The sequence below is a fragment of the Stenotrophomonas veracruzanensis genome, from assembly GCF_032911525.1.
Taxonomy (GTDB): domain Bacteria; phylum Pseudomonadota; class Gammaproteobacteria; order Xanthomonadales; family Xanthomonadaceae; genus Stenotrophomonas; species Stenotrophomonas africana.
This window is the reverse complement of the sequence record NZ_JAWJTI010000019.1, coordinates 46,428-70,839: the sequence shown is the minus strand read 5'-3', so window position 1 is coordinate 70,839 and position 24,412 is coordinate 46,428. Positions and strand designations below refer to the sequence as shown.

The 24,412-nt window shown below is 67.6% G+C and carries 24 protein-coding genes; 20 read left to right on the top strand and 4 right to left on the bottom strand.

Annotated features, from left to right (window positions below; translation table 11 throughout):
* Positions 1-141: 141 nt before the first annotated feature.
* The gene (locus tag R1H25_RS13110; RefSeq protein ID WP_317223792.1) at positions 142-1,626 is read right to left on the bottom strand and encodes an AAA family ATPase; all 1,485 of its coding nucleotides are present in this window, start codon (positions 1,624-1,626) and stop codon (positions 142-144) included.
* Between the two features lie 123 nt (positions 1,627-1,749).
* Between R1H25_RS13110 and R1H25_RS13105 the strand changes: the two genes are divergently transcribed.
* The 9 genes from R1H25_RS13105 (at position 1,750) to R1H25_RS13065 (ending at position 10,722) form a co-directional block, all read left to right on the top strand.
* Positions 1,750-2,379: a ParA family protein gene (locus R1H25_RS13105; protein WP_049446080.1), complete on the top strand. Its 630-nt coding sequence runs from the start codon at positions 1,750-1,752 to the stop codon at positions 2,377-2,379.
* A 49-nt stretch (positions 2,380-2,428) separates the two neighbouring features.
* Positions 2,429-2,905: a histidine phosphatase family protein gene (locus R1H25_RS13100; RefSeq protein WP_005407539.1), complete on the top strand. Its 477-nt coding sequence runs from the start codon at positions 2,429-2,431 to the stop codon at positions 2,903-2,905.
* Positions 2,906-2,909: 4 nt separating this feature from the next.
* Positions 2,910-3,527, top strand: coding sequence for a YceI family protein (locus R1H25_RS13095; RefSeq protein ID WP_049446082.1), 618 nt, complete (start codon positions 2,910-2,912; stop codon positions 3,525-3,527).
* The gene (locus tag R1H25_RS13090; RefSeq protein WP_057501342.1) at positions 3,524-5,575 is read left to right on the top strand and encodes a phospholipase D family protein; all 2,052 of its coding nucleotides are present in this window, start codon (positions 3,524-3,526) and stop codon (positions 5,573-5,575) included. Before R1H25_RS13095 ends, R1H25_RS13090 begins: the two co-directional genes overlap by 4 nt.
* A 10-nt stretch (positions 5,576-5,585) precedes the next feature.
* Complete coding sequence (locus tag R1H25_RS13085) at positions 5,586-6,020, top strand: hotdog fold thioesterase (RefSeq protein WP_057501341.1); 435 nt, start codon at positions 5,586-5,588, stop codon at positions 6,018-6,020.
* A gap of 120 nt (positions 6,021-6,140) precedes the next feature.
* The gene (locus R1H25_RS13080; RefSeq protein ID WP_057501340.1) at positions 6,141-6,932 is read left to right on the top strand and encodes a 1-acyl-sn-glycerol-3-phosphate acyltransferase; all 792 of its coding nucleotides are present in this window, start codon (positions 6,141-6,143) and stop codon (positions 6,930-6,932) included.
* Between the two features lie 7 nt (positions 6,933-6,939).
* Positions 6,940-7,974 carry a YheT family hydrolase gene (locus tag R1H25_RS13075; RefSeq protein ID WP_080354832.1) on the top strand — a complete coding sequence of 345 codons (1,035 nt, stop codon included), beginning with the start codon at positions 6,940-6,942 and terminating at the stop codon, positions 7,972-7,974.
* Between the two features lie 56 nt (positions 7,975-8,030).
* Entirely contained in the window at positions 8,031-10,100 is a 2,070-nt protein-coding gene (locus tag R1H25_RS13070) for a tetratricopeptide repeat protein (RefSeq protein ID WP_088480001.1), read from the top strand.
* Between the two features lie 10 nt (positions 10,101-10,110).
* Entirely contained in the window at positions 10,111-10,722 is a 612-nt protein-coding gene (locus R1H25_RS13065) for a YbhB/YbcL family Raf kinase inhibitor-like protein (RefSeq protein ID WP_049446090.1), read from the top strand.
* 153 nt (positions 10,723-10,875) lie between these two features.
* Here the strand turns inward: R1H25_RS13065 and R1H25_RS13060 are convergent, their stop codons facing one another.
* Positions 10,876-11,700: an META and DUF4377 domain-containing protein gene (locus R1H25_RS13060; protein ID WP_317223791.1), complete on the bottom strand. Its 825-nt coding sequence runs from the start codon at positions 11,698-11,700 to the stop codon at positions 10,876-10,878.
* A gap of 73 nt (positions 11,701-11,773) precedes the next feature.
* Positions 11,774-12,568 (bottom strand): undecaprenyl-diphosphate phosphatase, encoded by a 795-nt coding sequence (locus R1H25_RS13055; protein ID WP_049446094.1) that lies wholly within the window; start codon positions 12,566-12,568, stop codon positions 11,774-11,776.
* Positions 12,569-12,792: 224 nt separating this feature from the next.
* Here R1H25_RS13055 and glnA point away from each other — a divergent pair, with 224 nt between their 5' ends.
* The 11 genes from glnA to R1H25_RS13000 all read left to right on the top strand — a co-directional run bounded on the left by glnA (position 12,793) and on the right by R1H25_RS13000 (position 23,371).
* The gene (gene glnA / locus R1H25_RS13050) at positions 12,793-14,202 is read left to right on the top strand and encodes a type I glutamate--ammonia ligase (protein ID WP_317223790.1); all 1,410 of its coding nucleotides are present in this window, start codon (positions 12,793-12,795) and stop codon (positions 14,200-14,202) included.
* 347 nt (positions 14,203-14,549) lie between these two features.
* Positions 14,550-14,888: a P-II family nitrogen regulator gene (locus tag R1H25_RS13045; protein WP_004134334.1), complete on the top strand. Its 339-nt coding sequence runs from the start codon at positions 14,550-14,552 to the stop codon at positions 14,886-14,888.
* Positions 14,889-14,910: 22 nt separating this feature from the next.
* The gene (locus R1H25_RS13040; RefSeq protein WP_317223789.1) at positions 14,911-16,341 is read left to right on the top strand and encodes an ammonium transporter; all 1,431 of its coding nucleotides are present in this window, start codon (positions 14,911-14,913) and stop codon (positions 16,339-16,341) included.
* A gap of 104 nt (positions 16,342-16,445) precedes the next feature.
* Positions 16,446-17,192, top strand: coding sequence for an N-acetylmuramoyl-L-alanine amidase (locus tag R1H25_RS13035; protein ID WP_317223788.1), 747 nt, complete (start codon positions 16,446-16,448; stop codon positions 17,190-17,192).
* Between the two features lie 164 nt (positions 17,193-17,356).
* Positions 17,357-17,851, top strand: a complete 495-nt coding sequence (locus R1H25_RS13030) for a cytochrome b/b6 domain-containing protein (protein ID WP_317223787.1) — start codon at positions 17,357-17,359, stop codon at positions 17,849-17,851.
* A 51-nt stretch (positions 17,852-17,902) separates the two neighbouring features.
* Positions 17,903-19,066, top strand: a complete 1,164-nt coding sequence (locus R1H25_RS13025; protein ID WP_317223786.1) for an MltA domain-containing protein — start codon at positions 17,903-17,905, stop codon at positions 19,064-19,066.
* A gap of 84 nt (positions 19,067-19,150) precedes the next feature.
* Positions 19,151-19,465 carry a hypothetical protein gene (locus R1H25_RS13020; protein WP_317223785.1) on the top strand — a complete coding sequence of 105 codons (315 nt, stop codon included), beginning with the start codon at positions 19,151-19,153 and terminating at the stop codon, positions 19,463-19,465.
* Between the two features lie 81 nt (positions 19,466-19,546).
* Complete coding sequence (locus R1H25_RS13015) at positions 19,547-20,608, top strand: ATP-binding protein (RefSeq protein WP_317223784.1); 1,062 nt, start codon at positions 19,547-19,549, stop codon at positions 20,606-20,608.
* Positions 20,601-22,049: a nitrogen regulation protein NR(I) gene (gene ntrC, locus R1H25_RS13010; protein WP_317223783.1), complete on the top strand. Its 1,449-nt coding sequence runs from the start codon at positions 20,601-20,603 to the stop codon at positions 22,047-22,049. The genes R1H25_RS13015 and ntrC overlap by 8 nt, the downstream gene beginning before the upstream one ends.
* A 93-nt stretch (positions 22,050-22,142) precedes the next feature.
* The gene (locus tag R1H25_RS13005) at positions 22,143-22,712 is read left to right on the top strand and encodes a superoxide dismutase family protein (protein ID WP_005407586.1); all 570 of its coding nucleotides are present in this window, start codon (positions 22,143-22,145) and stop codon (positions 22,710-22,712) included.
* Positions 22,713-22,744: 32 nt separating this feature from the next.
* Positions 22,745-23,371 carry a superoxide dismutase family protein gene (locus R1H25_RS13000; protein ID WP_317223782.1) on the top strand — a complete coding sequence of 209 codons (627 nt, stop codon included), beginning with the start codon at positions 22,745-22,747 and terminating at the stop codon, positions 23,369-23,371.
* Between the two features lie 136 nt (positions 23,372-23,507).
* Here R1H25_RS13000 and R1H25_RS12995 read toward each other — a convergent pair whose 3' ends face one another.
* Positions 23,508-24,395, bottom strand: coding sequence for a hypothetical protein (locus R1H25_RS12995; RefSeq protein ID WP_049446113.1), 888 nt, complete (start codon positions 24,393-24,395; stop codon positions 23,508-23,510).
* Positions 24,396-24,412: the final 17 nt, after the last annotated feature.

Genomic DNA, 24,412 nt, shown 5'->3' with positions numbered 1-24,412 from the left:
CCGCGGCATGGATGCCGCGGCCAAGCCCCCATGGACGGGTTTACGGCGTCCCCCGCGAATCCATCCCGCCCGGCCAAGCGCGGCTTTTGATGTTCACAGCCAACCAGCCGCCACGAGGGGCTGCGCCGTTCCCGGGAAACCTCAGTCGTCCGCGGAAACCGTCCGCCCCGACGCCCACGCCCGCAATGCTTCCACCTGCTCGGCCATCAGCACCGACAGCGGCCGCGTCGCGCGGATCTCATTCATCAGCAGCTCGGTATCCAGCGGTCGGCCCTCGGCATGCGCCGCATACAGCCCGGCGACGATCGCCTGCTCGATTTCGGCGCCGGAGAATCCATTCGCGGCTGCTGCCAGCGCCGGCAGTGCGAAGTCATCGGCATTGAGCTGGCGCCGCCCCAGGTGCAGGCGCAACAGTTCCACGCGAACTTCAGGCGAGGGCAGGTCGACGAAGAAGATCTCGTCGAAGCGGCCCTTGCGCAGCAGTTCGGCAGGCAGCTCCTGCACCTGGTTGGCGGTGGCGACGATGAACACCGGCGCCTTGCGCTCGGCCATCCAGGTCAGCAGGTAACCGAGCACGCGGCGTGACACGCCGCCGTCCTCGCCACCCGTGGCCAGGCCCTTCTCGATCTCGTCCATCCACAGCACGCAGGGCGCCAGCTGCTCGGCCGAGGCCAGTGCCTGGCGCAGGTTCGCCTCGGTCTCGCCGTGGTATTTGTTGTACAGCGCGCCCACGTCCAGGCGCAGCAGTGGTACGCCGAAGCCGGCCGCGGTGGCCTTGGCCAGCATCGACTTGCCGCAGCCCTGCACGCCCAGCAGCAGCATGCCGCGTGGCGGGTCCAGCCCGGCCGGTGCCGAGCCGGCGATGAATGCGACCCGCCGCTGGTTGATCCAGCGCTTGAGCCGGTTGGCGCCGGCCACGTCGCCGAAGCGCGCGCTGTCGTGCTCGAAGAACAGGTGGCCGCTGCGATTGAGCAGCTCGAACTTCAGCCGCGCCAGCTGCGGCAGGTCGTCGTCGCGCAGCGCGCCGTCGGCGTAGATCAGCTGGCGCGCGATGCGCCGGGCATCGACCAGGCTCAGGCCCTGCAGGTTCTTCAGGATCTTCTTCACCGCTTCGCTGTCGACTTCCACCCTTCGGCCGCCATGCTCGCGTGCATAGGCGTCGGCCTCCTCGCGCAGCATCTTCAGCAGGGCGTTGGCATCGGGCAGGCGTGGGTTGAAGCGTACCGCCAGTGCTTCCAGCTCGGCCGGCAGTTCCACCTTGGCGCCGATCAGCACCAGCACGTGCGGTTCGCTGTGGCGGCGCTGGATCAGGTCGCGCAGGGCGCGCTGGTGGCTGGCATAGCCCAGGTAGGGGTGGAAATCGAGCAGCAGGTAGACCCCGCGCTGCTCCGCCTGGCGGATCATCTGCAGGGCCGCACTGGCATCCGGCGGCCCGACTGGCGGGTCCTCGCTGTCCAGGTCGATCCGGCGCAGGCCTTCGGTGATCGACCAGCGGTGCAGCGCCCGCCACACGTGCATCAGCGTCTGCCGGAACAGTTCCACGATGCGACCCTCGTCCTGGGTCTCGATCACGATCAGGGGGGTATTGGCGCGGATCAGTGCGCTCAGGTCCTGCAGCTCGCTCATGCCGGTTCGATCCTTCGGGGGCGCCACGATAGCAAAGGCGATGGCCACAGGTTCAGCGCGATGCTACCTCCCGTCACCACCGCCGGTGTACGCTCGGGGCACGTACCCGGAAGCGAGGCTGGCATGAAGACGATCCTGGTGGCCGGTTCCAAGGGCGGGGTGGGCAAGACCACCGTCGCCACCCACCTGGCCGCGTACGCGGCATTGCAGGGCAAGGCCACGGTGATCGCCGATGCCGACCCGCAGGGCTCCAGCACCCGCTGGGCGCAACGGCGTGCCGGGCTGGAAAGCGCGGTGCTCCCCATCGACGTGTATCGCAAGAAGCAGTGGGCGCAGAAGCTGCCCGACGGTACCGAAACCGTCATCATCGATGCGCCGGCCGGTGCGTTGGCCGACGATATCCCCCATTTCCTTGACGCTGCCGACGCGGTGGTGGTGCCGGTGCTGCCCTCGGCGCTGGATATCGAAGCCATCGTCGGCTTCCTCAACAGCCTGGCCCAGAACCCACGGGTGCACAGCCGCAAGCTGCCGGTGGGGCTGGTCCTGAACCGCACCAAGCCGTGGACCCAGACCTCGCAGCAGGCGCTGCAGATGCTGGCCGAATGGCCATACCCGGTGGTCGCGCAGCTGCGTGACAGCCAGAGCTACGTGGTCATGACCGGCCTGGGCCGCAGCCTGTTCGACTACCGCTCCGCCCAGGTGCGCGAACACCAGGCCGACTGGGAGCCGCTGCTGTCCTGGCTCAAGCTTTGATGCCTGCCTCACTCCTTCTGCTGCATCCTCTTCTTCATGGAAACCCGCGATGCGTGAACTGATCCTGCTGCGCCATGCCCATGCCGAACCGGCCACTCCCGGCCAGGCCGACCTTGACCGGCCGTTGTCGCCGGTAGGGCTGGCCGAAGCCGAAGCCGCCGGCAAGTGGCTGAAGGAAAACAATCTGCTGCCGGACTGCGTGCTGTGCTCGCCGGCGCGGCGCACCCGCGAGACTCTGGAGGCCGTGCTCGGCACCATCGGCTACGTGGAGAAGCGCCTGGAAGACCGCATCTACGAGGCCACCCCCGGCACCCTGGCGGCGCTGGTGGACGACCGCCGTGACCTCGACCGGGTGCTGATCGTCGGCCACAACCCGGGTCTGGAGCGCCTGGTGGCGTTGATGACCGAGGGCACCAGCAGCGACTATCGCGGCATGCCGCCGGCCGGTATCGCCGTGCTTGGCTTCCCGCGCGAGGCCTCGATCGAACCGGGCGTGGCCAGCCTGAACGCGTTCTGGTGGCCGTGATCCGATGAGCCTGGCGCGGCGCAGCCGCTTCCTGCTGCCCGCGCTGCTGGCCTTCGGTCCTGCCTGGGCTGCAGCACCTCCGCCCACTCCGTTGCCACCGGTGGCAGCCGAAGCCCCACGGATGCTGCGCCTGGATACGGTGCGCTCGCAGATCGGCTTCGAAGTGCGCACCCGCTTCGGGCAACGCATCGAAGGCGTGTTCCCGCACTTTGAAGGACGCATCGAGATCCTTTCCGATGGCCGCCACCAGGTGCACCTGAAGATGTTCACGCGCTCGGTCGAGATCCCCGGCAAGTCGCGTTACACCGGCTGGATGCGCGGCGAGGAGTTCTTCGATGCCGGCCGCCATCCGGTGGTCGAGTTCGACTCGCTGCCGTACTGGCCGGAGACCGTGGAGAACGGGGGCGATATCGATGGCCGCCTGACCCTGCGTGGGATCAGCCACCCCGAGAAGCTCAAGGTCGAGAAAGCGGATTGCGCCCGTCCCGGCTATGATTGCGATGTCGTCAGCCGCGGTACCGTGCAGCGAGGCCGGTATGGAATGGACAGCTGGCAGCTTGCCTTGAGTGACCGAGTGACCTTCGTATTGCGAGCGCGCCTGAGCGAGGCGCCGAAACCGTGAACCTCCTGCTGCGTGTACTGGCGCTGGCAACCGTGTTGCTGGGCAGCGGTTGTGCCTCGCTGTCGCATGCCGAGCGCGACCGTGCCGAAGCGATCGCGGTGCAGGCGCGCTCCACCGTGGTTGATTGCCAGCGCGCCGACCGTTGCGCGCAGGACTCGCCGCTGCGGGCCCTGGCCGGGCGGGCGTTCACCGAATCCACCCCGGAGCGACCGCGCCACTACGCCACCCTGCTGGATGAGGGCGAGGGCGCCCTGGTGGCACGCCTGAACCTGCTGCGCAGTGCTACCCGCAGCATCGACCTGCAGACCTACATCTTTGACAAGGACGACAGCGCCCGGCTGGTCATCGACGAACTGCTGGCCGCGTCCCGCCGCGGGGTGAAGGTGCGGGTGCTGATCGACCAGCTCTCGGCGATCTCCGACCTCGAGATCCTGGGGGCGCTGTCCGGTGCCCACCAGAACTTCCAGCTGCGGGTCTACAACCCGACCTTCGGCAAGGCCCGGCTGAACTACTTCGACTACGCCGGCAGCGTGCTGTGCTGCTTCCGCCGCTTCAACCAGCGCATGCACAACAAGCTGCTGGTGATCGACGACGCGATCGGTGTGGTCGGTGGTCGCAATTACCAGGACGACTATTACGACTGGGACCGCGAGTACAACTTCCGCGACCGCGACGTGCTGATTGCGGGGCCGGAGGCACGGGCGATGGCGGCCAACTTCGATGCCTTCTGGCGGGCTCACCGCAGCGTGCCGGCCGAACGCCTGAACGATGTCGGCCGCACTTTGCTGCGCGAGGGCGTACCGACGCTGCCGCCGGCCACCTTCCGGCGCCCGGAACGGGTGCAACGGGTCAGTGCCGAAGCCAACGACACCGAATTCGTCACCCGCTCCTTCGTCGATACCGCGCTGCCGGTGGCCTCCGTGCGCTATGTGGCGGATCTGCCGCGCAAGCATCGCCGCGAGAAGGCCGACGCACCCTTGGCTGGCCAGCATGTGACCGAGCCTCAGCTGGACGCGCTGATCGCCAGCGCGCAGAAGGAAGTGATCCTGCAGACGCCGTACCTGGTGCTGTCCAAGCCGGCGCAGAAGCTGTTCCGCGAGCTGCGCAAGCGTCCGCAGCCGCCGCGGGTGGTGGTGTCCAGCAACAGCCTGGCGGCCACCGACAACCCGATCGTGTATGCGCTGTCGTACAAGTACAAGCGGCGCAACATGCGCGAACTGGGCTTCAACATCTTCGAATACAAGCCGTTCCCGCTGGATGCGCCGGTCGACTACCGCAACCTGCTGCCCGACCCGATCGCCGCGCCCGAAGGCGAGGATGACAGCGGGCGCAATCCGTTGATCGGCGGCAGCGCCGCCGGCAGCAATGCGCGCGGTGGCAGCGATGGCGGCTCGGGCGCCATGGACAAGCATGGCCCGGTGAACCATCCGCGTACCGGAAGCGCCTACCAGAACGCCCGCGAACGCCGTCGTGCGGCCGGCAGCGAAGTGGAAACGCGGCTGCTGCGCACCGAGACGCGGCCGTCGTTCCTTGGCAGCAAGGCGGTCAACAAGCCACTGCCGGTCACCCGCAAGGGTGCGCGCATGGGCCTGCATGCCAAGTCGCTGGTGGTCGATCGCCGCATCGGCGTGGTCGGCACCCACAATTTCGATCCGCGCAGCGAGAACTACAACACCGAAGGCGCAGTGATCATCGACGATCCGGTCTTCGCCGAGCAGCTGGCCGAAAGCATCCTGCGCGACACCCACCCGCAGAACTCCTGGACGGTGGCACCCCGCGCCAAACCGCCGGTGCTGTCGGGGCTCAACTACAGCGTCGGCAAGGCCTCCGAAGCGCTGCCGATCCTCGACTTCTGGCCGTGGCGTTACGCCACCGACTACGAATTCAAGCCCGGCCCGGACTGCCCGCAGCCGCTGCCCCGGCAGGACCCGGCATTCCACGACTGCTACGTCGCCGTCGGCGACTTCCCCGAAGTCAACGTCGGCCCGAAGTGGCTGCTGGTGCGCATGCTGACCGCGTTCGGCGCCGGCCTCGTTCCCATCCTCTGAAGGTGCCCGCATGACCCAGGTATTCCGCGAAGCCGTTTCCATCGAGCAGCTCAACGCGCTCAGCCGCAACACGGCCATCGAATCCCTGGGCATCGTTTTCAGTGCCGTCGGTGAGGACTGGCTGCAGGCCACCATGCCGGTGGACGAACGCACCCGCCAGCCGTACGGCATCCTGCACGGCGGCGCCTCGGTGGTGCTGGCCGAGACCCTGGGCAGCAGTGCTGGCAACCTGTGCGTGGATCCCGCAAAACAGATCTGCGTGGGGCTGGAAATCAACGCCAACCACGTGCGCGCCGTGCGTTCGGGTACGGTCACCGGCACCGCACGCGCGCTGCATGTGGGCCGCAGCACGCAGCTGTGGGAAATCCGCATCGAGGACGAGCAGGGCCGGCTGGTGTGCATCTCGCGGCTGACCCTGGCGGTGGTGGCCGCCGGCCACGGTTGAGCCCCTGGCGGGCGTGTTGACGGCGGCAGAACCCAGCGTTCCCCGCCGATTGCCCCGCTCAAGGGCGGTTATGGCCTAAATCGGCTGGCAGCTGCTGCGGCGCTCCGGTATCGTGCGCGGATGACTTCCCCCACTCCGGCCCCCCGCGGCGGCCTGGCGCGTGTGTGCCGTTACCTGTACCGCGTACCGCTGCTGTTGGTCCACATCTCCGTGTTCCTGCCGCTCATCCTGATCGGCATGCTTCCGCCGTGGGGCGAACTGCGCGTGGGCGAGGATACGTTCGGGGCCAAGGTGGTGAACTGGTGGCAGGGCGGGCTGATGTGGATCTTCGGCTTCCGCCTGTCGCAGATCGGCAAGCCGCTGCCGGGCGCCGTGCTGTTTGTGGCCAACCATGTCAGCTGGGTGGATATCTCCATCCTGCACAGCCAGCGCATGATGGGCTTTGTCGCCAAGCGCGAGATCGCCAGTTGGCCGTTGGTTGGTTGGCTCGCCGCGCGCGGCCAGACCATCTTCCATCAGCGTGGCAATACCGAATCGCTCGGTGGGGTGATGCAGGTGATGGCGGAGCGCCTGCGCGCCGGCAAGGCGGTCGGTGTGTTTCCGGAAGGGCGCACCCGCGGCGGCCACGAAGTGGGGCCGTTCCATGCCCGCATCTTCCAGGCCGCGGTTGAAACCGGCGTGCCGGTGCAGCCGGTGGCGCTGGTGTACGGGGTGAAGGGCGACGCACAAACCATCGTCGCGTTCGGCCCGGGCGAGAGTTTCGCCGCCAATTTCCTGCGCCTGCTCGGTGAGCCGGCGCGGCATACCGAAGTGCATTTCCTGGAGCCGATCGGTACCCAGGACCTGGAAGGCCGTCGACGCATCGCGGAAACCTCGCGCGCGCGCATCGTGGCGGCCATGAGCACGCAGTGAGGGTGCGGTGGCCCTGATACCGCCACCCGTCCTGGACGCCGGTACGCCGACGCTGCATGCGGCTGACTATCAGCCGCCGCGCTGGCTGCGCAATCCGCACCTGCAGTCGATGCTCAGTTCCAGCCGCATGCGCCTGCAGCGTGGCCTGCTGCTGCTGGCCGCCACCGGTGCGGTCAGCGAGGAGCTGATCCTCGATGGCGGTGACGGCGTGCGCCTGCAGGGCTGGCACAGCCATGTCGAAGGTCGCCAGCCCAAGGGAATTGCCCTGCTGCTGCACGGGTGGGAAGGCAGTGCCGAATCCAGTTACATGCGCATGGCGGCCGCGCGCATGATCGAACAGGGTTTCGATGTGGTGCGGCTGAACTTCCGCGACCACGGCAACACCCACCATCTGAACCCCGGCATCTTCCACTCCAACCTGATCGATGAAGTGGTGCATGCCGCAGGCGATATCGCCCAGCGCTGGCCGCAGCTGCCGCTGGTGGCCGCCGGCTATTCGCTGGGTGGCAATTTCGTGCTGCGGCTGGCCCTGCGCGCGCCGGCCGCCGGCGTGCCGCTGCTGCGGGTGGCGTCGGTGTGCCCGGTGCTGGACCCGGCGCTGACGATGGACAGCATCGAGAACGGCCCGGCGATGTACGACTGGTACTTCCGCCGCAAGTGGGCCGGTTCGCTGCGCCGCAAGCGCGACCTGTTCCCTGAACTGAGCGACTGCGACGACCGCGTGCTGAAGCTGGACATCCGCGCGCTGACCGCGTGGCTGGTCGAGCGGCACACCAGCTTCGGCTCGCTGCAGGCCTATTTCGATGGCTATTCGATTGCCGGTGACCGCCTCTCCGCCCTGCAGGTGCCGGCTGACATCCTGATGGCGCAGGATGACCCGGTCATTCCCTATGCGACCTTCAGTGACTGGCAGCTGCCGCGCCAGGCGCGCCTGGAAACTGCCTGCTGGGGCGGCCACTGCGGATTCATCGAGAACTGGCGGGGTGACGGCTTCTCCGAGCGCTGGGTGGCGCAACGCCTGCAGCGGGTCCTGCAGGCCTGAACCGGCAGCGGCGCGCAGCCCGCTACAATGCCGGTTTGCACTTGAACCGGACTGCCATGCAAGACCAGATCATCCAAGCGTTGCGCCAGAACCAGGCCGACCAGGCCGTGCAGCTGGCCCAGGCGTGGACCCGTGACGAACCCGGCCGCGCCGACGCCCACCGCTGGCTGGCGCTTGCGCTGCAGCAGCAGGGCAATGCCGAAGCCGCGATGGAGGCATTGCAGCAGGCGCTGCGGCTGGCCCCGGACGACGCTCAGCTGCACCTGCAGCACGCCGGCCTGCTGCTGGCGCTGCGCCAGTTCGAAGGTGCCGACGAAGCACTGGTGCGCACCACCGGCCTCGATCCGAATTCCTTCTCCGCCTACCTGATGCAGGCGCACCTGGCGATCGGCCGCAACGATTTCGACGAAGCACAGCGCATCTCGACCCTGGCCTCGCGCGTGGAGCCGGAGCATCCGGAACTGCTGACCATCGACGGCATGGTCGCGCTGCGCCGTGGCGAAGCCGACCGCGCGCTGGCGCTGCTGTCTGCCGCCAGCAAGGCACTGCCGGACGATACCCGTGTGCTGTATGCACTGGGCTTCGCCTACCTTGGCAAGGACATGCTGGCGTTTGCCGAGCAGTCGTTCCGCCGCGTGCTGGAGCTGAATCCCTCGCTGTCCTCGCTGCATGGCCTGGTGGTGCAGCTGGCACTGCGCCAGGGCAACGTGCCGGCGGCGGCCGAAGCCGTGCAGGTAGCGCTGCGGCAGCCGGAGCTGGACGTGCCGGCGATGCGTCGCCTGGCCGGTGAACTGGCGCTGCGCAACGGCCAGCCGTTGCAGGCGCTGGACTACCTGCTGCCGCTGCTGGAAACGCAGCCGGAAGACCGCCAGGTGCTGCAGCTGCTGCTGATGTCGTGGCAGCGCCTGGGCCGCGAAGAAGAGGCACGCGCGCGCCTGGATGCGGTGCTGGACGCGCATGACCAGCTGCACGACGTGTGGCTGGCGCGCCTGGCCATCGAGCAGGTGGGCAGCGAAAGCGCGGTGGCTGCGGTCGAGCGCTGGATGGCAGCGATGCCGACGCATGTGCCGGCCCTGGAAGCGCGCCTGCGGCTGCATGACATGGCGGGCGAACACGCGCAGGCCGAAGCGATCGCCGAGCGCATCGTCAGCCTCGAACCGGGTCGCGTCAGCGGTGAATCCCGTCTGGTCGAGGGGCTGCTGCAGCGTGATCCCGCTGCGGCGATTGCCCGTGTGCAGGCGCTGATCGAGCAGGCGCCGGAAGCGCATCGCGCCGATCTGCGGACCTGGATGGGCGAGATCCAGGACCGTGCCGGACAGCCGCAGGAGGCGCTGCGCACGTGGATGTCGCTGCAGACCGACCAGGCCCCGCAGCGCCTGCCGTTGCCGCCACAGGCCAAGTCGCCGCCGAGCTGGCCCGACAAGGGCAGCATCGAAGGTGATGCCAGTTCCGCACCGATCTTCCTGTGGGGCGCCCCCGGTTCGGGCGTGGAGCGCGTGGCGACCGGCCTGGCGGCCGCCAGCCCTGTGCTGCGCAGCGACCGATATACCAACACCCCACCCGATGATGCGTTCCAGAACTACAACACGCTGCAGGACCTGGCCTCGGGCGTATTGACGCCGGAACGGCTGGTGCAGCGCTGGCGCGAACAGCTGCCGGCGCGTGGCCTGCAGAGCGACACCGTGATCGACTGGCTGCTGTGGTGGGACAACGCCCTGCTGTGGGCGCTGCGTCCGCAGCTGCCGCAGGGGCGCTTGGTGCTGGTGCTGCGTGATCCGCGCGACATGCTGCTGGACTGGGTGGCCTACGGCGCCGCCGCACCGCTGGCGATGACCTCGCTGGCCGAAGCCAGCGAATGGCTGACGCGCGCACTGACCCAGATCGCCACGCTGCACGAGGAAGACCTGTACCCGCACGTGCTGCTGCGCATCGACCAGATCGGCAATGATCCGCACGCGATGGCCGAACTGCTGGGCCGCCTGTTCGAGCGGCCGATGCCGCCGGCGGCACAGCTGGGCGCGCCGCGCCTGCCTGCAGGCCACTGGCGCAACTACCGCGACGTGATGAGCGCCGCCTTCGCCCAGCTCACCCCGGTTGCGGTGCGCCTGGGTTACCCGGAAGAGTGAGGAGAATGCAATGCAGCTGAGCAGCAACAGCCTGACCAACGGCGCACCGATCGACCGTGAGTTCGCCGCCGGTGATGCCGCTGGCTTCGCGCCCGACCGCAACCCGCACCTGGCCTGGAGCGGGGCGCCGGCCGGCACCCGTTCGTTCCTGCTGGTGTGCGTGGACCCGGACGTGCCGACGGTGCCGGAGACGGTCGGCCGCAATGACATGACCGTGCCGCGCGACCAGCCGCGTTGCGACTTCGTGCACTGGGTGATGGCCGATATCCCGGCCTCGGTGCAGGAGATTGCTGCTGGCAGCTGCAGCGATGGCTTCGTGGTGAAGGGCAAGCCCGCACCCGCGGGTCCGGCCGGCAGCCGCCAGGGCCTGAACGACTTCACCGGCTGGTTCGCCGGCAACCCGGACATGGCCGGTGACTACCTGGGCTACGACGGCCCGTATCCGCCGTTCAACGACGAGCGTGTGCACCGCTACTTCTTCCGGGTGTTTGCGCTGGACGTGGCCTCGTTGGAGCTTCCGGCACGCTTCACCGCCGCAGACGCGTATCGCGCCATGCACGGCCACGTGCTGGCCGAAGCGGCGCTGCATGGCACCTACACGTTGAACCCCGCATTGGCCTGAGCGGGCAATGTGCTTCTGTAGAGCCGAGCCCATGCTCGGCTGCTTTTCCCGATAGACAGCAGCCGAGCATGGCTCGGCTCTACAACGCGCAACGAAGAAGGGCGACCTCGCGGCCGCCCTTCAAGTGCCAGCCGACTGACAGTCGGCTCTACATCACTTCTCGATGGCCGACTCGACCACCATGTCCAGCACGTACGCCTGCGACGGCGCATCGGCCGGCGGGTTCTTCACCTCATAGCGCTTCACGCGCACCACGTTGCGCACGCCGTCTTCGTGGGTGTAGCCCTCGATGTTGCCGTAGAAGTTCTCGAACTTGCCCGGCTCACCCTGCTTCAGGCCCTTGTCGTCGAACTTGACCTCACGCACCTGCAGGCACTGGTAGTCCGGGATCAGCGGGTGCGAGCACTTCTCGGTCTTGGCGGCCACTTCCAGGAACACGGTTTCGCCGGCGCCACCGTAGCGGGTTTCGGCGGTCGGTTCCGGGGTGAAGACCAGCGTGTCGCCCTTGGCGTTGGTCAGGGTCAGCTTGCCATCGGCATCCTGCTCGGCCTTCAGCTCGCCCTGCAGGCGGCTCGACACGGCCTCGTCCAGCGCCATCAGCGCCTTGTCGGTGCAGGCCATCATGGTCGAGGCCATCGCACTGACGCTCAGCTTGCCAGCGTCGAAGGTATAGCCGCCGCCCATGCGGTTGCAGGTGTTGCTGACCGACAGGCGGCCATCAGCGAAGTCCAGGGTGACCGGCTTGTCTTCGCGGGCGAACAGCGCGTCGATGCGCTTGCCGTCGGCGGCGGTGGCCTGCTGCAGCAGCCAGTGCTGGCTCTGCAGGCGCTGCGCATCCAGGTGCGCCAGCGTCTGCTGGTCTGCTGCCTTGGCCGCGGCCGGGGCCACGTCGTCGCCGCCGTTGCCGGCCGGGGCCGGGGTCTGGCTGCAGGCGGCCATCAGGGCCAGCGGGAGGAGCAGGGTGAGCTTGCGGTTCATGGTGATTCTCCTTGGGGAACCGTGGGGGAAACGGGGTGGGACCGGCAACGGGGTTATCGTGCCCCGGCGCTGTTCAGCTGCCGGACGGCAACCACAGCAGCAGTGCCGCACCCAGCGCGATGCGGTAGAGGGCGAAGGCGGTGAACTTGTGCGACTTGATGTAGCCCATCAGCCACTTCACTACGACGAAGCCGGTGACGGCCGCGGCAAGGAAGGCCACGCCCACGTCGGTCCAGTTCTCGCTGCCCAGCTGCCCGGCCTTTGCCATTTCCAGGAAGGTGTAGGCGCTGGCGGCGAACATGGTCGGGATGCCGACCAGGAACACGAACTCGGCGGCGGCCGCGCGGCGGCTCAGGCCCAGCAGCATGGCCAGGAAGATCGCCGAGGCCGAGCGCGAGGTGCCGGGGAACACACCGGCCACCACCTGCGCCAGGCCGACGCCGATCGCCACCGTCCAGGTCACCTGGTCGCGGTCGGGCAGGCGCGCGGTGTAGGCCTCCACCAGCAGCATCCAGACGCCACCGATGATCAGCGCCCACGCCACCGGGCTGACCGTTTCCGGCAGCGACCAGCCGGCCTTGCGCACCACCAGGCCGACCACGGCGGTGACCAGGAAGGCCGCGCCCAGCTTGAACACGTACTCGCGGTTCTCACGCTGGTTGAAGCCGGTGGCCAGTTGCAGCAGGCGCTGGCGGAAGACCAGTACCACCGCCACGATCGCACCGGCCTGGATGACGATGTTGAAGAAGTCCGAACGGGCACCCAGCCAGTGCTGGGCGATGAGCAGATGGCCGGTGCTGGAGATCGGCAGGAACTCGGTCAAGCCTTCGAGGATGCCCAGCAGCAGGGCGGAGAGCAGGTCGGACATGGACGGTGCGGGCACGCGCGGCAGGAAGGAAGAAGGTCGAGAGGATAGACGATCCCTGCTGCACCAAACGGGTGCGTCTGATGGCGGGCGCACCTCATTGGTGCGCACCGATGTGCACCGGTCCGGGGCACGCTTTTTGAAATCAATGACTTGCGGGCTGTAAAAAGTTGGCACGGTCGTTGCTGTACCTCAGGAGGCATTCATCCCCATCCGAGGTCGTACCGATGTCCGTGGAAAACGTTGAGAAGCTGATCAAGGACAACCAGATCGAATTCGTCGATCTGCGTTTCGTGGATATGCGTGGCGTCGAGCAGCACGTCACCTTCCCGGTCAGCATCGTCGAGCCGTCGCTGTTTGAAGAAGGCAAGATGTTCGATGGCAGCTCGATCGCCGGCTGGAAGGGCATCAACGAATCGGACATGGTCCTGCTGCCCGACACCAGCAGCGCCTACGTCGACCCGTTCTACGCCGATCCGACCATCGTGATCAGCTGCGACATCCTCGACCCGGCCACCATGCAGCCGTATGGCCGTTGCCCGCGCGGCATCGCCAAGCGCGCCGAGGCCTACCTGAAGTCCTCCGGCATCGCCGAAACCGCGTTCTTCGGCCCGGAGCCGGAATTCTTCATCTTCGATTCGGTCCGTTTCGCCAATGAAATGGGCAACACCTTCTTCAAGGTCGATTCCGAAGAAGCCGCCTGGAACAGCGGCGCCAAGTACGACGGTGCCAACAGCGGCTACCGTCCGGGCGTGAAGGGCGGTTACTTCCCCGTTCCGCCGACCGACACCCTGCACGACCTGCGCGCCGAGATGTGCAAGGCCCTGGAACAGGTCGGCATCGAAGTGGAAGTGCAGCACCACGAAGTGGCCACCGCCGGCCAGTGCGAGATCGGCACCAAGTTCAGCACCCTGGTGCAGAAGGCCGACGAACTGCTGCGCATGAAGTACGTGATCAAGAACGTCGCGCACCGCAACGGCAAGACCGTCACCTTCATGCCCAAGCCGATCGTCGGCGACAACGGCAGCGGCATGCACGTGCATCAGTCGCTGTCCAAGGGCGGCACCAACCTGTTCTCCGGTGACGGCTACGGCGGCCTGAGCCAGCTGGCGCTGTGGTACATCGGCGGCATCTTCAAGCACGCCAAGGCCATCAATGCCTTCGCCAACTCGGGCACCAACAGCTACAAGCGCCTGGTGCCGGGCTTCGAAGCGCCGGTGATGCTGGCCTATTCGGCCCGCAACCGTTCGGCGTCGTGCCGCATTCCGTGGGTCTCCAACCCGAAGGCACGCCGCATCGAAATGCGCTTCCCGGACCCGATCCAGTCCGGCTACCTCACCTTCACCGCGCTGATGATGGCCGGCCTGGACGGCATCAAGAACCAGATCGACCCGGGCGCACCGAGCGACAAGGACCTGTACGACCTGCCGCCGGAAGAAGAGAAGCTGATCCCGCAGGTCTGCTCCTCGCTGGACCAGGCGCTGGAAGCGCTGGACAAGGATCGCGAATTCCTGAAGGCAGGCGGCGTGATGAGCGATGACTTCATCGACGGCTACATCGCGCTGAAGATGCAGGAAGTGACCAAGTTCCGCGCGGCCACCCACCCGCTGGAATACCAGCTGTACTACGCCAGCTGACCGGTGGCGATGGCGGTGGGCTTCCCCCTCCCACCCGCCGCCATCGCTTCCGTTTTCGCGGCTGGGGAGCCGCAAGGCGGGCGCAGGCCCGCCGTTGTAGAGCGGGCTGTCAGTCCGCTGCATTGGAACGCGGGCCTTTGGCCCGCTTATCCAGGGGCAAGAGAGAGACCGGATACGCGACCAGGGCCGCCCTCCCTCCCGCGTCGGTCGTGCAAGGAGAGAGGCACGGCCGTCCCGGCCCTGTACGTGTCCGGTGCAACAGCCACGGTCATCATCCTGATGACCCGTGGTTGCCTGATGCCAACGCGCGCTGGCGCGCTGGCCCCATCCACCATCGGGACATGCGCATGAAACTGATCTCCGCCATCATCCGACCGTTCAAGCTCGACGAGGTCCGCGAGGCCCTGTCCGATGCAGGCGTGTCGGGTATCACCGTGACCGAAGTGAAAGGTTTCGGTCGCCAGAAGGGCCACACCGAGCTGTATCGCGGCGCCGAGTACGTCGTCGATTTCCTGCCCAAGATCAAGATCGAAACCGTGGTCACCGACGAGCGTGCCGACGCGGTGATCGAAGCGATCCAGTCGTCGGCAGGCACCGGCAAGATCGGTGACGGCAAGATTTTCGTCACCGCCGTCGAACAGGTCATCCGCATCCGCACCGGCGAAATCGGTGCCGACGCGCTGTAACCCCCTTCCGGAGATTCCCCCAATGAAGATGCGCCTTCTCACCGGGTGGCAGGCCCGGTTCCATCTGGTGTGCCTGTTGATGCTGCTCAGCGCGCTGGCCGCCGGTGCCTGGCCGGGCAATGCCCATGCCCAGGCGCAGGTCTCGCCGTTGCCGAGCGAAAGTGTGGCCGTTGAACCACTGCAGGATCCGGTTGCCGCAGCCGCTGCGCCGGCCGTGGACGAAGCGGCCGCCGCCTATGATCGTGGCGACGTCGCCTGGATGCTCACTTCCACCCTGCTGGTGCTGCTGATGGTGGTGCCGGGCCTGGCCCTGTTCTACGGCGGCCTGGTGCGTTCGAAGAACGTGCTGTCGGTACTCAGCCAGATCCTGGTGGTGTTCTCGCTGGTGTTGCTGCTGTGGGTGGCCTACGGCTACAGCGCGGTGTTCAGCGCGGGCAATCCGTTCTTCGGCTCGTTCACCGAATTCGCCTTCCTCAAGGGCTTCACCCCCGACTCGGTGGGCAACACGCCGATCAAGGGCCTGCCGGACTATCTGTTCGTCGCGTTCCAGTCGACCTTCGCCGGCATCACCACCGCGCTGATCGTCGGCGCGTTCGCCGAGCGCATCAAGTTCCGCGCGGTGCTGCTGTTCTCGGCACTGTGGTTCACCCTCAGCTACATCCCGATGGCGCACATCGTCTGGGGTGGCGGTTACCTGGGCGAACTGGGTGCGATCGACTTCGCCGGTGGCACCGTGGTCCACATCAACGCTGGTGTGGCTGGCCTGGTGGCCGCATGGTTCGTCGGCAAGCGCCTGGGCTACGGCCAGACCGCGCTTAAGCCGCACAACGTGCCGTTCACCTACATCGGCGCGATGCTGCTGTGGGTCGGCTGGTTCGGCTTCAATGCCGGCTCCGCCGCCGCCGCCGATACGGTGGCCTCGCTGGCCTTTCTCAACACCGTGCTGGCCACCGCTGCCGCCGTACTCGGCTGGACCCTGGTGGAAGCGATCGGCAAGGGCAAGCCGTCGGCGCTGGGCGCGGCCTCGGGTGCGGTGGCCGGCCTGGTCGGCATCACCCCGGCCTGCGGCACCGTCGGCCCGCTGGGCGCGATCGTCATCGGCTTGGTCGCCGGCGTGGTCTGCGTCTGGGGCGTGACCGGTCTCAAGCGCCTGTTGAAGGTGGACGACACCGCCGACGTGTTCGGTGTGCATGGTGTCGGCGGCATCGTCGGCGCGATCCTCACTGGCGTGTTCAGTGCGCAGTCGCTGGGCGGCACCAAGGCCGATCTGGATATCGCGCACCAGGTCTGGGTGCAGGTGGTCAGCGTCGGGCTGACGGTGGTCTGGTCGGCGGTGGTGACCACGCTGATCCTGCTGGTGGTGCGCAGCGTGGTCGGCCTGCGCGTGACCGAAGAGGCCGAACGCACCGGCCTGGATGTGACTTCGCACGGTGAGTCGGCCTACGAGGCTTGATGCATGACAGGCGGCCCTGCGGGGCCGCCTTTGCGTCTGGTGGGTGCCAGGCTTGCTCGGCACGGCGGCATGCATCATCGCGCCTGATCGCGCACAATCAGGCCATGCTCCCGATCCGCACCGCCCTGATGCTCTCGGCCTGCCTGCTGCTGGCCGCTTGCGCCTCCACGCCGCAGGAAACCCGCAACCCGCTCGCCACCTGGGTGCCGTCACCCAACCAGAACGCGCGCACGCCGGTCATCATCGTCATCCACCACACCGAGCAGAAATCGGTACAGCAGAGCCTGCATACGCTGCGTACCGCCAACAGCGGTGGGCCAGTCAGTGCACACTACCTGATCGGTGCCGATGGCCATCGCTACCAGCTGGTCGCCGACGAGCGGCGTGCCTGGCACGCGGGTGCCGGGCGCTGGGGCACCCTCACCGATCTCAATTCAGCCTCGATCGGCATCGAGCTCGACAACGATGGCCGCAGCCCGTTCAGTGCGGCGCAGATCGAATCGCTGATCGTGCTGCTGCGCGATCTCACCACCCGCCTCAACATTCCGCCGCGACAGGTGATCGGCCATGCCGACCTGGCGCCGACGCGCAAGCAGGATCCGAGCCGCTTCTTCCCGTGGCAGCAGCTGGCCGAGGCCGGTTTCGGGGTCTGGCCGCGCGCGGCCGACGGCGCAGCACCGGAAGGCTTCGACGCCTGGAATGCGCTGGCCCGCTTCGGCTATCCACTGGACAACCGCGACGCCACCGTCGCCGCATTCCACCGCCGTTTCCGTGGCCGCGACGACCTGCCGAAGACGCTGGATGCCGAGGACGCCCGCATCCTGCATTCGCTGTTGCTGCAGACGCAGTGAATGGTATTGCCGGTAGGCGGCCGGCAACGGTGTAGTCCCTCGGGAATCTGACCCGGATCACGGAGTGGGGGGGGCTTCAAGATCTTTTGCAATCCATTCGATATTGTTCAACGAGGTGAATGCCTAACGTCGCCCGACATCATTGATCGAGCGAATCACCTCCCATGCGCTACTCCAAAACCCAGGTGCTGCTGCACTGGATCTCTGCGGTCATCATCCTCTGGGCCACGATCAGTGGCTTCTACGTAGCGCTTCTGGACGTTCCGCATGCCCTTGCGGAAGCCATCGGATTCTTCAACGTTTCCATCACCACGGTATTGATTCCGTTGTTTGTGGTGCGCCTGGTGATCGCCGTCTCAAATCACCGGGCCGCACCCGCCAGCGGAGCGGATTGGGTGGCCTTGATTGCCCACGCGGCTCTGTATCTCGTCACGATCATCGTGCTGCTGACGGGCGTACTGATGATGGAGCGTGAGATCAACGTCTTCAATGTGGTGATCTTTCCACAGCCCATCACCGACCCGCAGCTGACAATGTCGTTCAATACTGCACACCGCTACGCATGCGTGGTTTTGGCCGGGCTCCTGTTCCTGCACATTTCCGCCGTGGTCAAGCATCATCTGTCGGGCAATCCGATCCTGAAGCGGATGAGCTGGTAAACGCCATTGAAGGGCTGCACCGCAGCAGGTCATTTGCACTACATTGGACCGATGACCACATTTGACGCCCGTTCGAACCGCAGGTACTGGAGCCTGGGTACCCTCGTCCTGCTGGCGGGGTGTTCCACGTTGGGAGCACCACCACCAACATCGCCTGCGCCACCGCCTGCCACTTACGCCCAGGCCGCATGGAGCGCATTGCCGCCGGTCTCCGACAGCGACCTGCAGGCCGGTTTCGTCGCCTGGCGCAGCAGCTGCACCCGCCTGAAGAACGATGCGGTCTGGGCCAAACCCTGCGCCACCGCGGCAGCGGTGTCAGACAAGGACCCGGCGGCGATCCGCCAGTTCCTGCAGCGCGATTTGGATGTCTATGCATTGCGTGCCGGCGGCCACCAGGCCGACGGACTGATTACCGGCTACTACGAGCCGATCTATGCCGGCAGCCTGACCCGCACCGACAAGGCGACGGTGCCGGTCTATGGCACGCCGGATGATCTGGTGGTAGTGCAGCTGGAGAGCCTCTACCCTGAATTGAAGGGCAAGCGCCTGCGCGGGCGCGTCGAAGGCAAGGTGCTCAAGCCCTATGACGATGCCGGTACCATCGCGGCCAAGGGCGCCAAGGCGCCAGTGCTGGCCTGGCTGACCGACCCGATGGACCTGCAGCTGCTGCAGATCCAGGGGTCCGGCCGCGTGCGCCTGGCCGATGGCAAACAGGTGCGGCTGGCCTATGCGGAACAGAACGGCCACCCGTACCGTGCCATCGGCCGTTGGCTGGTGGACCAGGGCCAGCTGAAGAAGGAAGACGTCACCATGGATGCGATCCGCGCCTGGGCCCGGGCCAATCCCGCGCGCGTGCCGGAACTGCTGCGCAGCAATCCCAGCTACGTGTTCTTCGTGCGCAACCCGGACAGCCCGGAAGGCCCGCGTGGTTCACTGAACGTGCCGCTCACCGCCGGTTACAGCGTGGCAGTGGACCGCACCGTGGTGCCGCTGGGCAGCCTGCTGTGGCTGTCGACCACGCGCCCCGATGGCACGCCCGTGGTACGCCCGGTGGCTGCGCAGGACACCGGCGGCGCTATTGCCGGCGAAGTGCGCGCGGACCTGTACTGGGGCAGCGGCGATGCCGCCGGCCAGCTGGCCGGCGACATGAAGCAGAAGGGCAATATCTGGATGCTGTGGCCGAAGGGCGTGGCCTTGCCGGCGCCGGCCCGGTGAAGCACCCACCTGCGCGCTGCAAGGTCGGGCGATAATGGCGCCATTCCGAACTTTCCGGCCGCGCCTGCGGCCAGGACCCCTGCAATGACCTACGCAAAGCACAACGCAAAACCCGGCGCGAAATCCTCCGCAAAGAAGTACTACAAGCACTGGGCCGAATCGGGCCTGGGCAAGGGCAACGTGCTGATGGAAGCGCGCGGCGAGAAGATCGTGCGCCAGGTGGAAATCTACGGCACCAAGATGGTCTGGGCCGACGAGCACGCCCACAGCGACGACCGCTTCCTGCTGGCCGACCAGCCGGTGTCGTTCCTGGATTTCGACGAGGACGACGAGATCAGCGCGCGCGAATTCGAAAGCGCCTGGAAGAAGGCCAGGGAAGCCACCGGCTACCCGGTGTAACGCTGCCCGGCCGGGGTCAGAGCCCTTTCCTGACGGAAAGGGATCCGACCCCGGATCCGCGTTTTGCACTACATTGGTGCAATGTCCGACCCCGCACCCCCGCCGTCCCTCGATGCCCTCGGCACGCCGCTGGCCTGGGCCGGGGCCGATGGCTGCATTGCCGGCTGCAATCCGGCCTTCGCCCGCTGGCTGGGCGTCAGCGCCCGGCGCCTGCTGGGTCGGCCGTTGGCCGCGCTGGAAGTGCAGGGCGAGGCACTGGCGCATTTCCTGGCTCGCGATGAGCGCGACAGCCTGCGCCTGAACCGGCTGGCACTGGCGGTGCCCGGTGAGGCGCCGCGCTTCGCCGAGGGCTGGATGAGCCGCCGCGACGATGGCGGCTGGTTGCTGGAGGCGCATCCGGTCGACGAATTCCCCGGGCTGGACCCGACCCAGGCCCTGCCCAGCGCGCTCAGCGCGGCGCTGAAGGGCTTGGCCCACGAGCTGCGCAACCCGCTGGCCGGGCTGAAGGGCGCGGCGCAGCTGCTGGCCCGCCGCGCGGCCCAGCGCGATGCCAGCGAACGTGAGCTGATCGAGCTGATCGGCTCGGAGATCGAGCGCCTCAACGGCCTGCTCGACCAGCTGCTGTCGCCGGCCCCGGCCGCGCCGCATGCCGAACTGAACATCCATGCCGCACTGGAGCGCGTGCTGCGCCTGGCCGAGAGCGAAGCTGGCTGGGCGGTGCGCCTGCAGCGCGACTACGACCCCAGCATTCCCGAATTCCATGGCGACGCCGACCGCCTCACCCAGGCGGTCTGGAACCTGGTGCGCAACGCGATCCAGGCCGGCGCCGGCAACATCACCCTGCGTACCCGCGTGGAGCATGGCGTGCGCATCGCCGAGCAGCTGCACACGCTCGCCTTGCGCCTGGAAATCGCCGATGACGGCCGTGGCGTGCCGGAGGAACTGGCCGAGCATCTGTTCCTGCCCTTGGTGAGTGGCCGTGCCGAAGGCACGGGTCTGGGCCTGGCGCTGGCCCAGCAGGTGGCGCGCGAACATCGCGGCACGCTGACCTACCGCTCGCGTCCGGGCCATACCGTGTTCACCCTGCTGCTGCCGATCGTCAGCGGCGCCGCCCTGGCCGAGGAGGCCCCGCGCGATGTCTGAGTCTTCTTCGTCCCCGCAGCGCATCTGGGTGGTCGACGACGATCGTGCCGTGCGCTTCGTGCTGTGCACAGCACTGCGCGAGGCGGGCTACCAGGTCGTCGATTTCGACAGCGCCGCCCCCGCCCTGCAGGCGTTGAGCGAAGGCCCGCCGCCGGCGCTGCTGTTCACCGATGTGCGCATGCCTGGCGACGATGGCCTGGTGCTGCTGGACAAGCTCAAGGCCGCGTTGCCGCAGTTGCCGGTGGTGGTGATGTCGGCCTACACCGATGTGGCCAGCACGGCCGGTGCGTTCCGCGGTGGCGCGCATGAATTCCTGTCCAAGCCGTTCGATCTGGACGATGCCGTGGCGCTGGCGCAGCGTGTGCTGCCGGCCGTTGCACCGGCACTGGCGGCGCCCACACCGGCGGCGGAAGCGCATGGCGACCAGCCGCCGCAACTGGTGGGCGATACCCCGCCGATGCGCGCGCTGTTCCGTGCCATCGGCCGCCTGGCGCAGGCACCGCTGGCGGTGCTGATCACCGGCGAGACCGGCACCGGCAAGGAGCTGGTGGCCAATGCGCTGCATCGCGAATCGCCGCGCGCGCAGGGGCCGTTCGTCGCGCTCAATACCGCCGCGATTCCCGCCGAACTGCTGGAAAGCGAGTTGTTCGGCCACGAGGCCGGCGCCTTCACTGGCGCGCAGCGCCGCCATATCGGTCGCTTCGAGCAGGCCAATGGCGGCACGTTGTTCCTCGATGAGATCGGCGACATGCCGTTGCCGCTGCAGACCCGCCTGCTGCGCGTGTTGGCACAGGGCGAGTTCTTCCGCGTCGGTGGCCGCGAACTGATCCGGGTCGACGTGCGCGTGGTCGCAGCCACCCACCAGGATCTGGAAGGCCTGGTGGCGCAGGGGAAGTTCCGCGCCGACCTGCTGCACCGCCTGGACGTGGTGCGGTTGCAGCTGCCGCCGCTGCGCGAGCGCCGCGAAGACATCGCGCAACTCGCCAGCACGTTCCTGGCCGCCGCCGCGCGCAAGCTGGATACGCCGCCGAAGCGCCTGACCGCCGCCGCACTGCAGGCACTGCGCGAGCACGACTGGCCGGGCAACGTGCGCGAGCTGGAAAACGTGTGCTGGCGGATGGCCGCGTTGGCCGCCGCCGACACCATCGGCGTGGCCGACGTCGATACCGCGCTCAACCGTACACGCGGTCGTCGCAGCAATACCGCCAGCGCCGATCCGGGGCAGTGGGAAGCGCTGCTGGCCGAATGGGCACGCCGTCAGCTGGCCGAAGGCGTGGACGGGCTGCACGCGCAGGTTCGCGAGCGGGTCGACCATGCACTGCTGGAGGCCGCGCTGCAGATCACCCATGGCCGCCGTGCCGAAGCCGCGGCCCGCCTCGGCCTGGGCCGCAATACCCTTACCCGCAAGCTGGGCGCCGGGCGCCGCCGCGGGGCCCATTGAACGGTCCCTGCACGCGATCCTCGCGCCCGCTTGCCGAACTGTTGATCGTTCATGGACGATGCAACGCTTAGTGTCATCTGCAAGGAGTCTTTGATGCGTCTGTCCTTTGCCATCCTGCCGTTGTCCGCCGCCGTGCTGCTGTCTGCCTGCGGCAGCGCGCCGAAAAAGACCGAACCTACTCCGCCGCCGCCGACTGTGGTCAGCGCAGCGAAGCAGGGCGAGGCCAATCTTGCGCCGGCCTCGGCCAGCATTGTCAGTGGCCGCATCGCACTGATGGTGGAGCCCGGTGGCATCCACATCACCGGCCTGATCGGTGGCCTGCAGCCGATGCAGCAGGCCGGTTTCCACATCCACGAGCGCGGCGACTGCAGCGCAGTGGATGCCAGCAGTGCCGGCAACCACTTCAACCCCGGTGGCGCTGCGCATGGCCGCGCCGGCACCGGCAAGCATCACCTGGGCGACATGGACAATCTGCGTGCCGATGCTCAGGGCCGCGCCAACGTCGATATCCACCTCAAGGGCGTTACCCTTGGCGGAGGCGCCGCCACCGATATCGCCGGACGTGCACTGGTCGTGCATGCCAACGCCGACGACTATCGCAGCCAGCCCGCCGGCAATGCCGGCGTCCGCATCGCCTGCGGCGTGATCCGGGTCGTCCGCTGATCACCGCAGGCTTCATCCAGGGAGAGATTCCAATGCGTCTGATCCACACTTCGCTGTTTGCGGCCATCGCCGCGCTGGGCCTGGCGGCCTGCAACCAGCAGCCGGCCGCTCCGCAGACTGAAACCCCGCCGGCCGCTCCGGCCGAGGGCGCCACCACCGAACCGGCTGCAACGCCGGTCCCGGCGGCTGCGCCGGCCGGCGACACCTCGGCCACCGCAGAACTGGCACCGACCCAGGGCAACGAGACCAAGGGCAGCGTCACCTTCAAGGTGGTTGACGGCAAGGTCCACGTGACCGGCCAGATCAGTGGCCTGAAGCCGGGCAGCGAACACGGCTTCCACATCCACGAGAAGGGCGACTGCAGTGCCCCGGACGGCATGAGCGCCGGTGGCCACTTCAACCCGGGCAAGCAGGATCACGGCAGCGTATCCGCCGATCCCCACCACGGCGGCGACATGCCCAACATCAAGGCCGACGACAAGGGCGTGGCCACCATCGACGGCCCGGTGTCGAGCAACGTCAACATCGGCAAGGGTGATGACTTCGACATCATCGGCCGTGGCCTGATCGTCCATGCCGATGCGGATGACTACAAGACCCAGCCGACCGGCAACGCCGGCGCGCGCCTGGCGTGTGCGGTGATCCAGAAGGCCCCGTAAGGGCGCTTTTGCTGGAAACGAAAAACGCCGGTGCAAGCCGGCGTTTTTTCTTGATCGGTAGTGCCGGCCGCTGGCCGGCAAACGCAGATCCGGAGGTTGCCGGCCAGCGGCCGGCACTACCCACAGATCATCCAGATCAGCGCGCCAGCAGCTCGCGCGCGTCCTGCCCGGCTTCGCAGTGCACGAACAACACCGGCACCCCATGTGCTTCCAGCACGGCGGCCATCTGCCGCTGGCGCATCAGGAACTGCTCGTAGATGCCTTTCAGGCGGTCGCAGTCGTTCTTGCTGTGGTCGTAGTGCGCGCACCAGCCGGCCGGGTCGAACAACGCCATGCGCGCCTCGCCATGCGTGTAGCGCAGCAGCGGCTCGGGCGCGGCGTTGAGCCATTCGTCTTCGCCCGGCGCCATGATCGCGGTCTCGATCAGCGGCCACAGCGCGGCCAGGCCCTGGTTGTCGTACTGCATCGACATCATTGCGGCCAGGTCGTTCACGGTGAAATAGCGCGCGTGCTCGATGCGCGCACCAAAGGTGTTCTGCGCCATCAACGCGGTGTCGGCATGGGCCATGCCGTTGGCCAGCAGCGTGTCTTCCAGCGCCTCGGCCACCGCGTGGGTGGTGGCCACGTCGCTGCCGGTCAGCAGGAACGGCACCACGCGCAGGCCACCGCCCACCAGGCCGGCATCGGCCTGGAACGGCAGCGGTACATCACCGTTGGCATCGGTACCGAACGCCAGCAGGCGCGGACCCTGGTTGCGGCCCGGCGCACGCATCTGCAGTTCTTCCAGGCGGCGGTGGATCGGCCAGCCCGGGCGCAATACTTCGGCCGGGTCGAAATGCGCGGCGGCGAACACCAGGTCCAGCTCGGCCACCTGCGGCACCAGCTTGGACAGGTCACGGCCGACGCGTTCGGCCAGTTCACCGGCCTGTTCAGCGCTGAGCACCGCCTGGCGGGGGATTTCACCGCCGGCCAGTTCCAGGGCCAGCACGCCAAGGGCATTCATCGCGGGGTCGGGTTTGCTCATGGTTCCACGGTTGGCCC

Excerpts from the sequence above, each read along its gene's own strand:
- R1H25_RS13065 (WP_049446090.1), top strand. The coding sequence starts at position 10,111 with ATGCAGCTGAGCAGCAACAGCCTGACCAACGGCGCACCGATCGACCGT.
- R1H25_RS13080 (WP_057501340.1), top strand. The coding sequence starts at position 6,141 with ATGACTTCCCCCACTCCGGCCCCCCGCGGCGGCCTGGCGCGTGTGTGC.
- R1H25_RS13035 (WP_317223788.1), top strand. The coding sequence starts at position 16,446 with ATGCTCCCGATCCGCACCGCCCTGATGCTCTCGGCCTGCCTGCTGCTG.
- R1H25_RS13055 (WP_049446094.1), bottom strand. The coding sequence starts at position 12,568 with ATGTCCGACCTGCTCTCCGCCCTGCTGCTGGGCATCCTCGAAGGCTTG.
- R1H25_RS13110 (WP_317223792.1), bottom strand. The coding sequence starts at position 1,626 with ATGAGCGAGCTGCAGGACCTGAGCGCACTGATCCGCGCCAATACCCCC.
- R1H25_RS13100 (WP_005407539.1), top strand. The coding sequence starts at position 2,429 with ATGCGTGAACTGATCCTGCTGCGCCATGCCCATGCCGAACCGGCCACT.
- R1H25_RS13105 (WP_049446080.1), top strand. The coding sequence starts at position 1,750 with ATGAAGACGATCCTGGTGGCCGGTTCCAAGGGCGGGGTGGGCAAGACC.
- R1H25_RS13015 (WP_317223784.1), top strand. The coding sequence starts at position 19,547 with ATGTCCGACCCCGCACCCCCGCCGTCCCTCGATGCCCTCGGCACGCCG.
- R1H25_RS12995 (WP_049446113.1), bottom strand. The coding sequence starts at position 24,395 with ATGAGCAAACCCGACCCCGCGATGAATGCCCTTGGCGTGCTGGCCCTG.
- R1H25_RS13060 (WP_317223791.1), bottom strand. The coding sequence starts at position 11,700 with ATGAACCGCAAGCTCACCCTGCTCCTCCCGCTGGCCCTGATGGCCGCC.
- R1H25_RS13025 (WP_317223786.1), top strand. The coding sequence starts at position 17,903 with ATGACCACATTTGACGCCCGTTCGAACCGCAGGTACTGGAGCCTGGGT.
- R1H25_RS13030 (WP_317223787.1), top strand. The coding sequence starts at position 17,357 with ATGCGCTACTCCAAAACCCAGGTGCTGCTGCACTGGATCTCTGCGGTC.
- R1H25_RS13040 (WP_317223789.1), top strand. The coding sequence starts at position 14,911 with ATGAAGATGCGCCTTCTCACCGGGTGGCAGGCCCGGTTCCATCTGGTG.
- glnA (WP_317223790.1), top strand. The coding sequence starts at position 12,793 with ATGTCCGTGGAAAACGTTGAGAAGCTGATCAAGGACAACCAGATCGAA.
- R1H25_RS13085 (WP_057501341.1), top strand. The coding sequence starts at position 5,586 with ATGACCCAGGTATTCCGCGAAGCCGTTTCCATCGAGCAGCTCAACGCG.
- ntrC (WP_317223783.1), top strand. The coding sequence starts at position 20,601 with ATGTCTGAGTCTTCTTCGTCCCCGCAGCGCATCTGGGTGGTCGACGAC.
- R1H25_RS13000 (WP_317223782.1), top strand. The coding sequence starts at position 22,745 with ATGCGTCTGATCCACACTTCGCTGTTTGCGGCCATCGCCGCGCTGGGC.
- R1H25_RS13005 (WP_005407586.1), top strand. The coding sequence starts at position 22,143 with ATGCGTCTGTCCTTTGCCATCCTGCCGTTGTCCGCCGCCGTGCTGCTG.
- R1H25_RS13045 (WP_004134334.1), top strand. The coding sequence starts at position 14,550 with ATGAAACTGATCTCCGCCATCATCCGACCGTTCAAGCTCGACGAGGTC.
- R1H25_RS13070 (WP_088480001.1), top strand. The coding sequence starts at position 8,031 with ATGCAAGACCAGATCATCCAAGCGTTGCGCCAGAACCAGGCCGACCAG.
- R1H25_RS13095 (WP_049446082.1), top strand. The coding sequence starts at position 2,910 with ATGAGCCTGGCGCGGCGCAGCCGCTTCCTGCTGCCCGCGCTGCTGGCC.
- R1H25_RS13020 (WP_317223785.1), top strand. The coding sequence starts at position 19,151 with ATGACCTACGCAAAGCACAACGCAAAACCCGGCGCGAAATCCTCCGCA.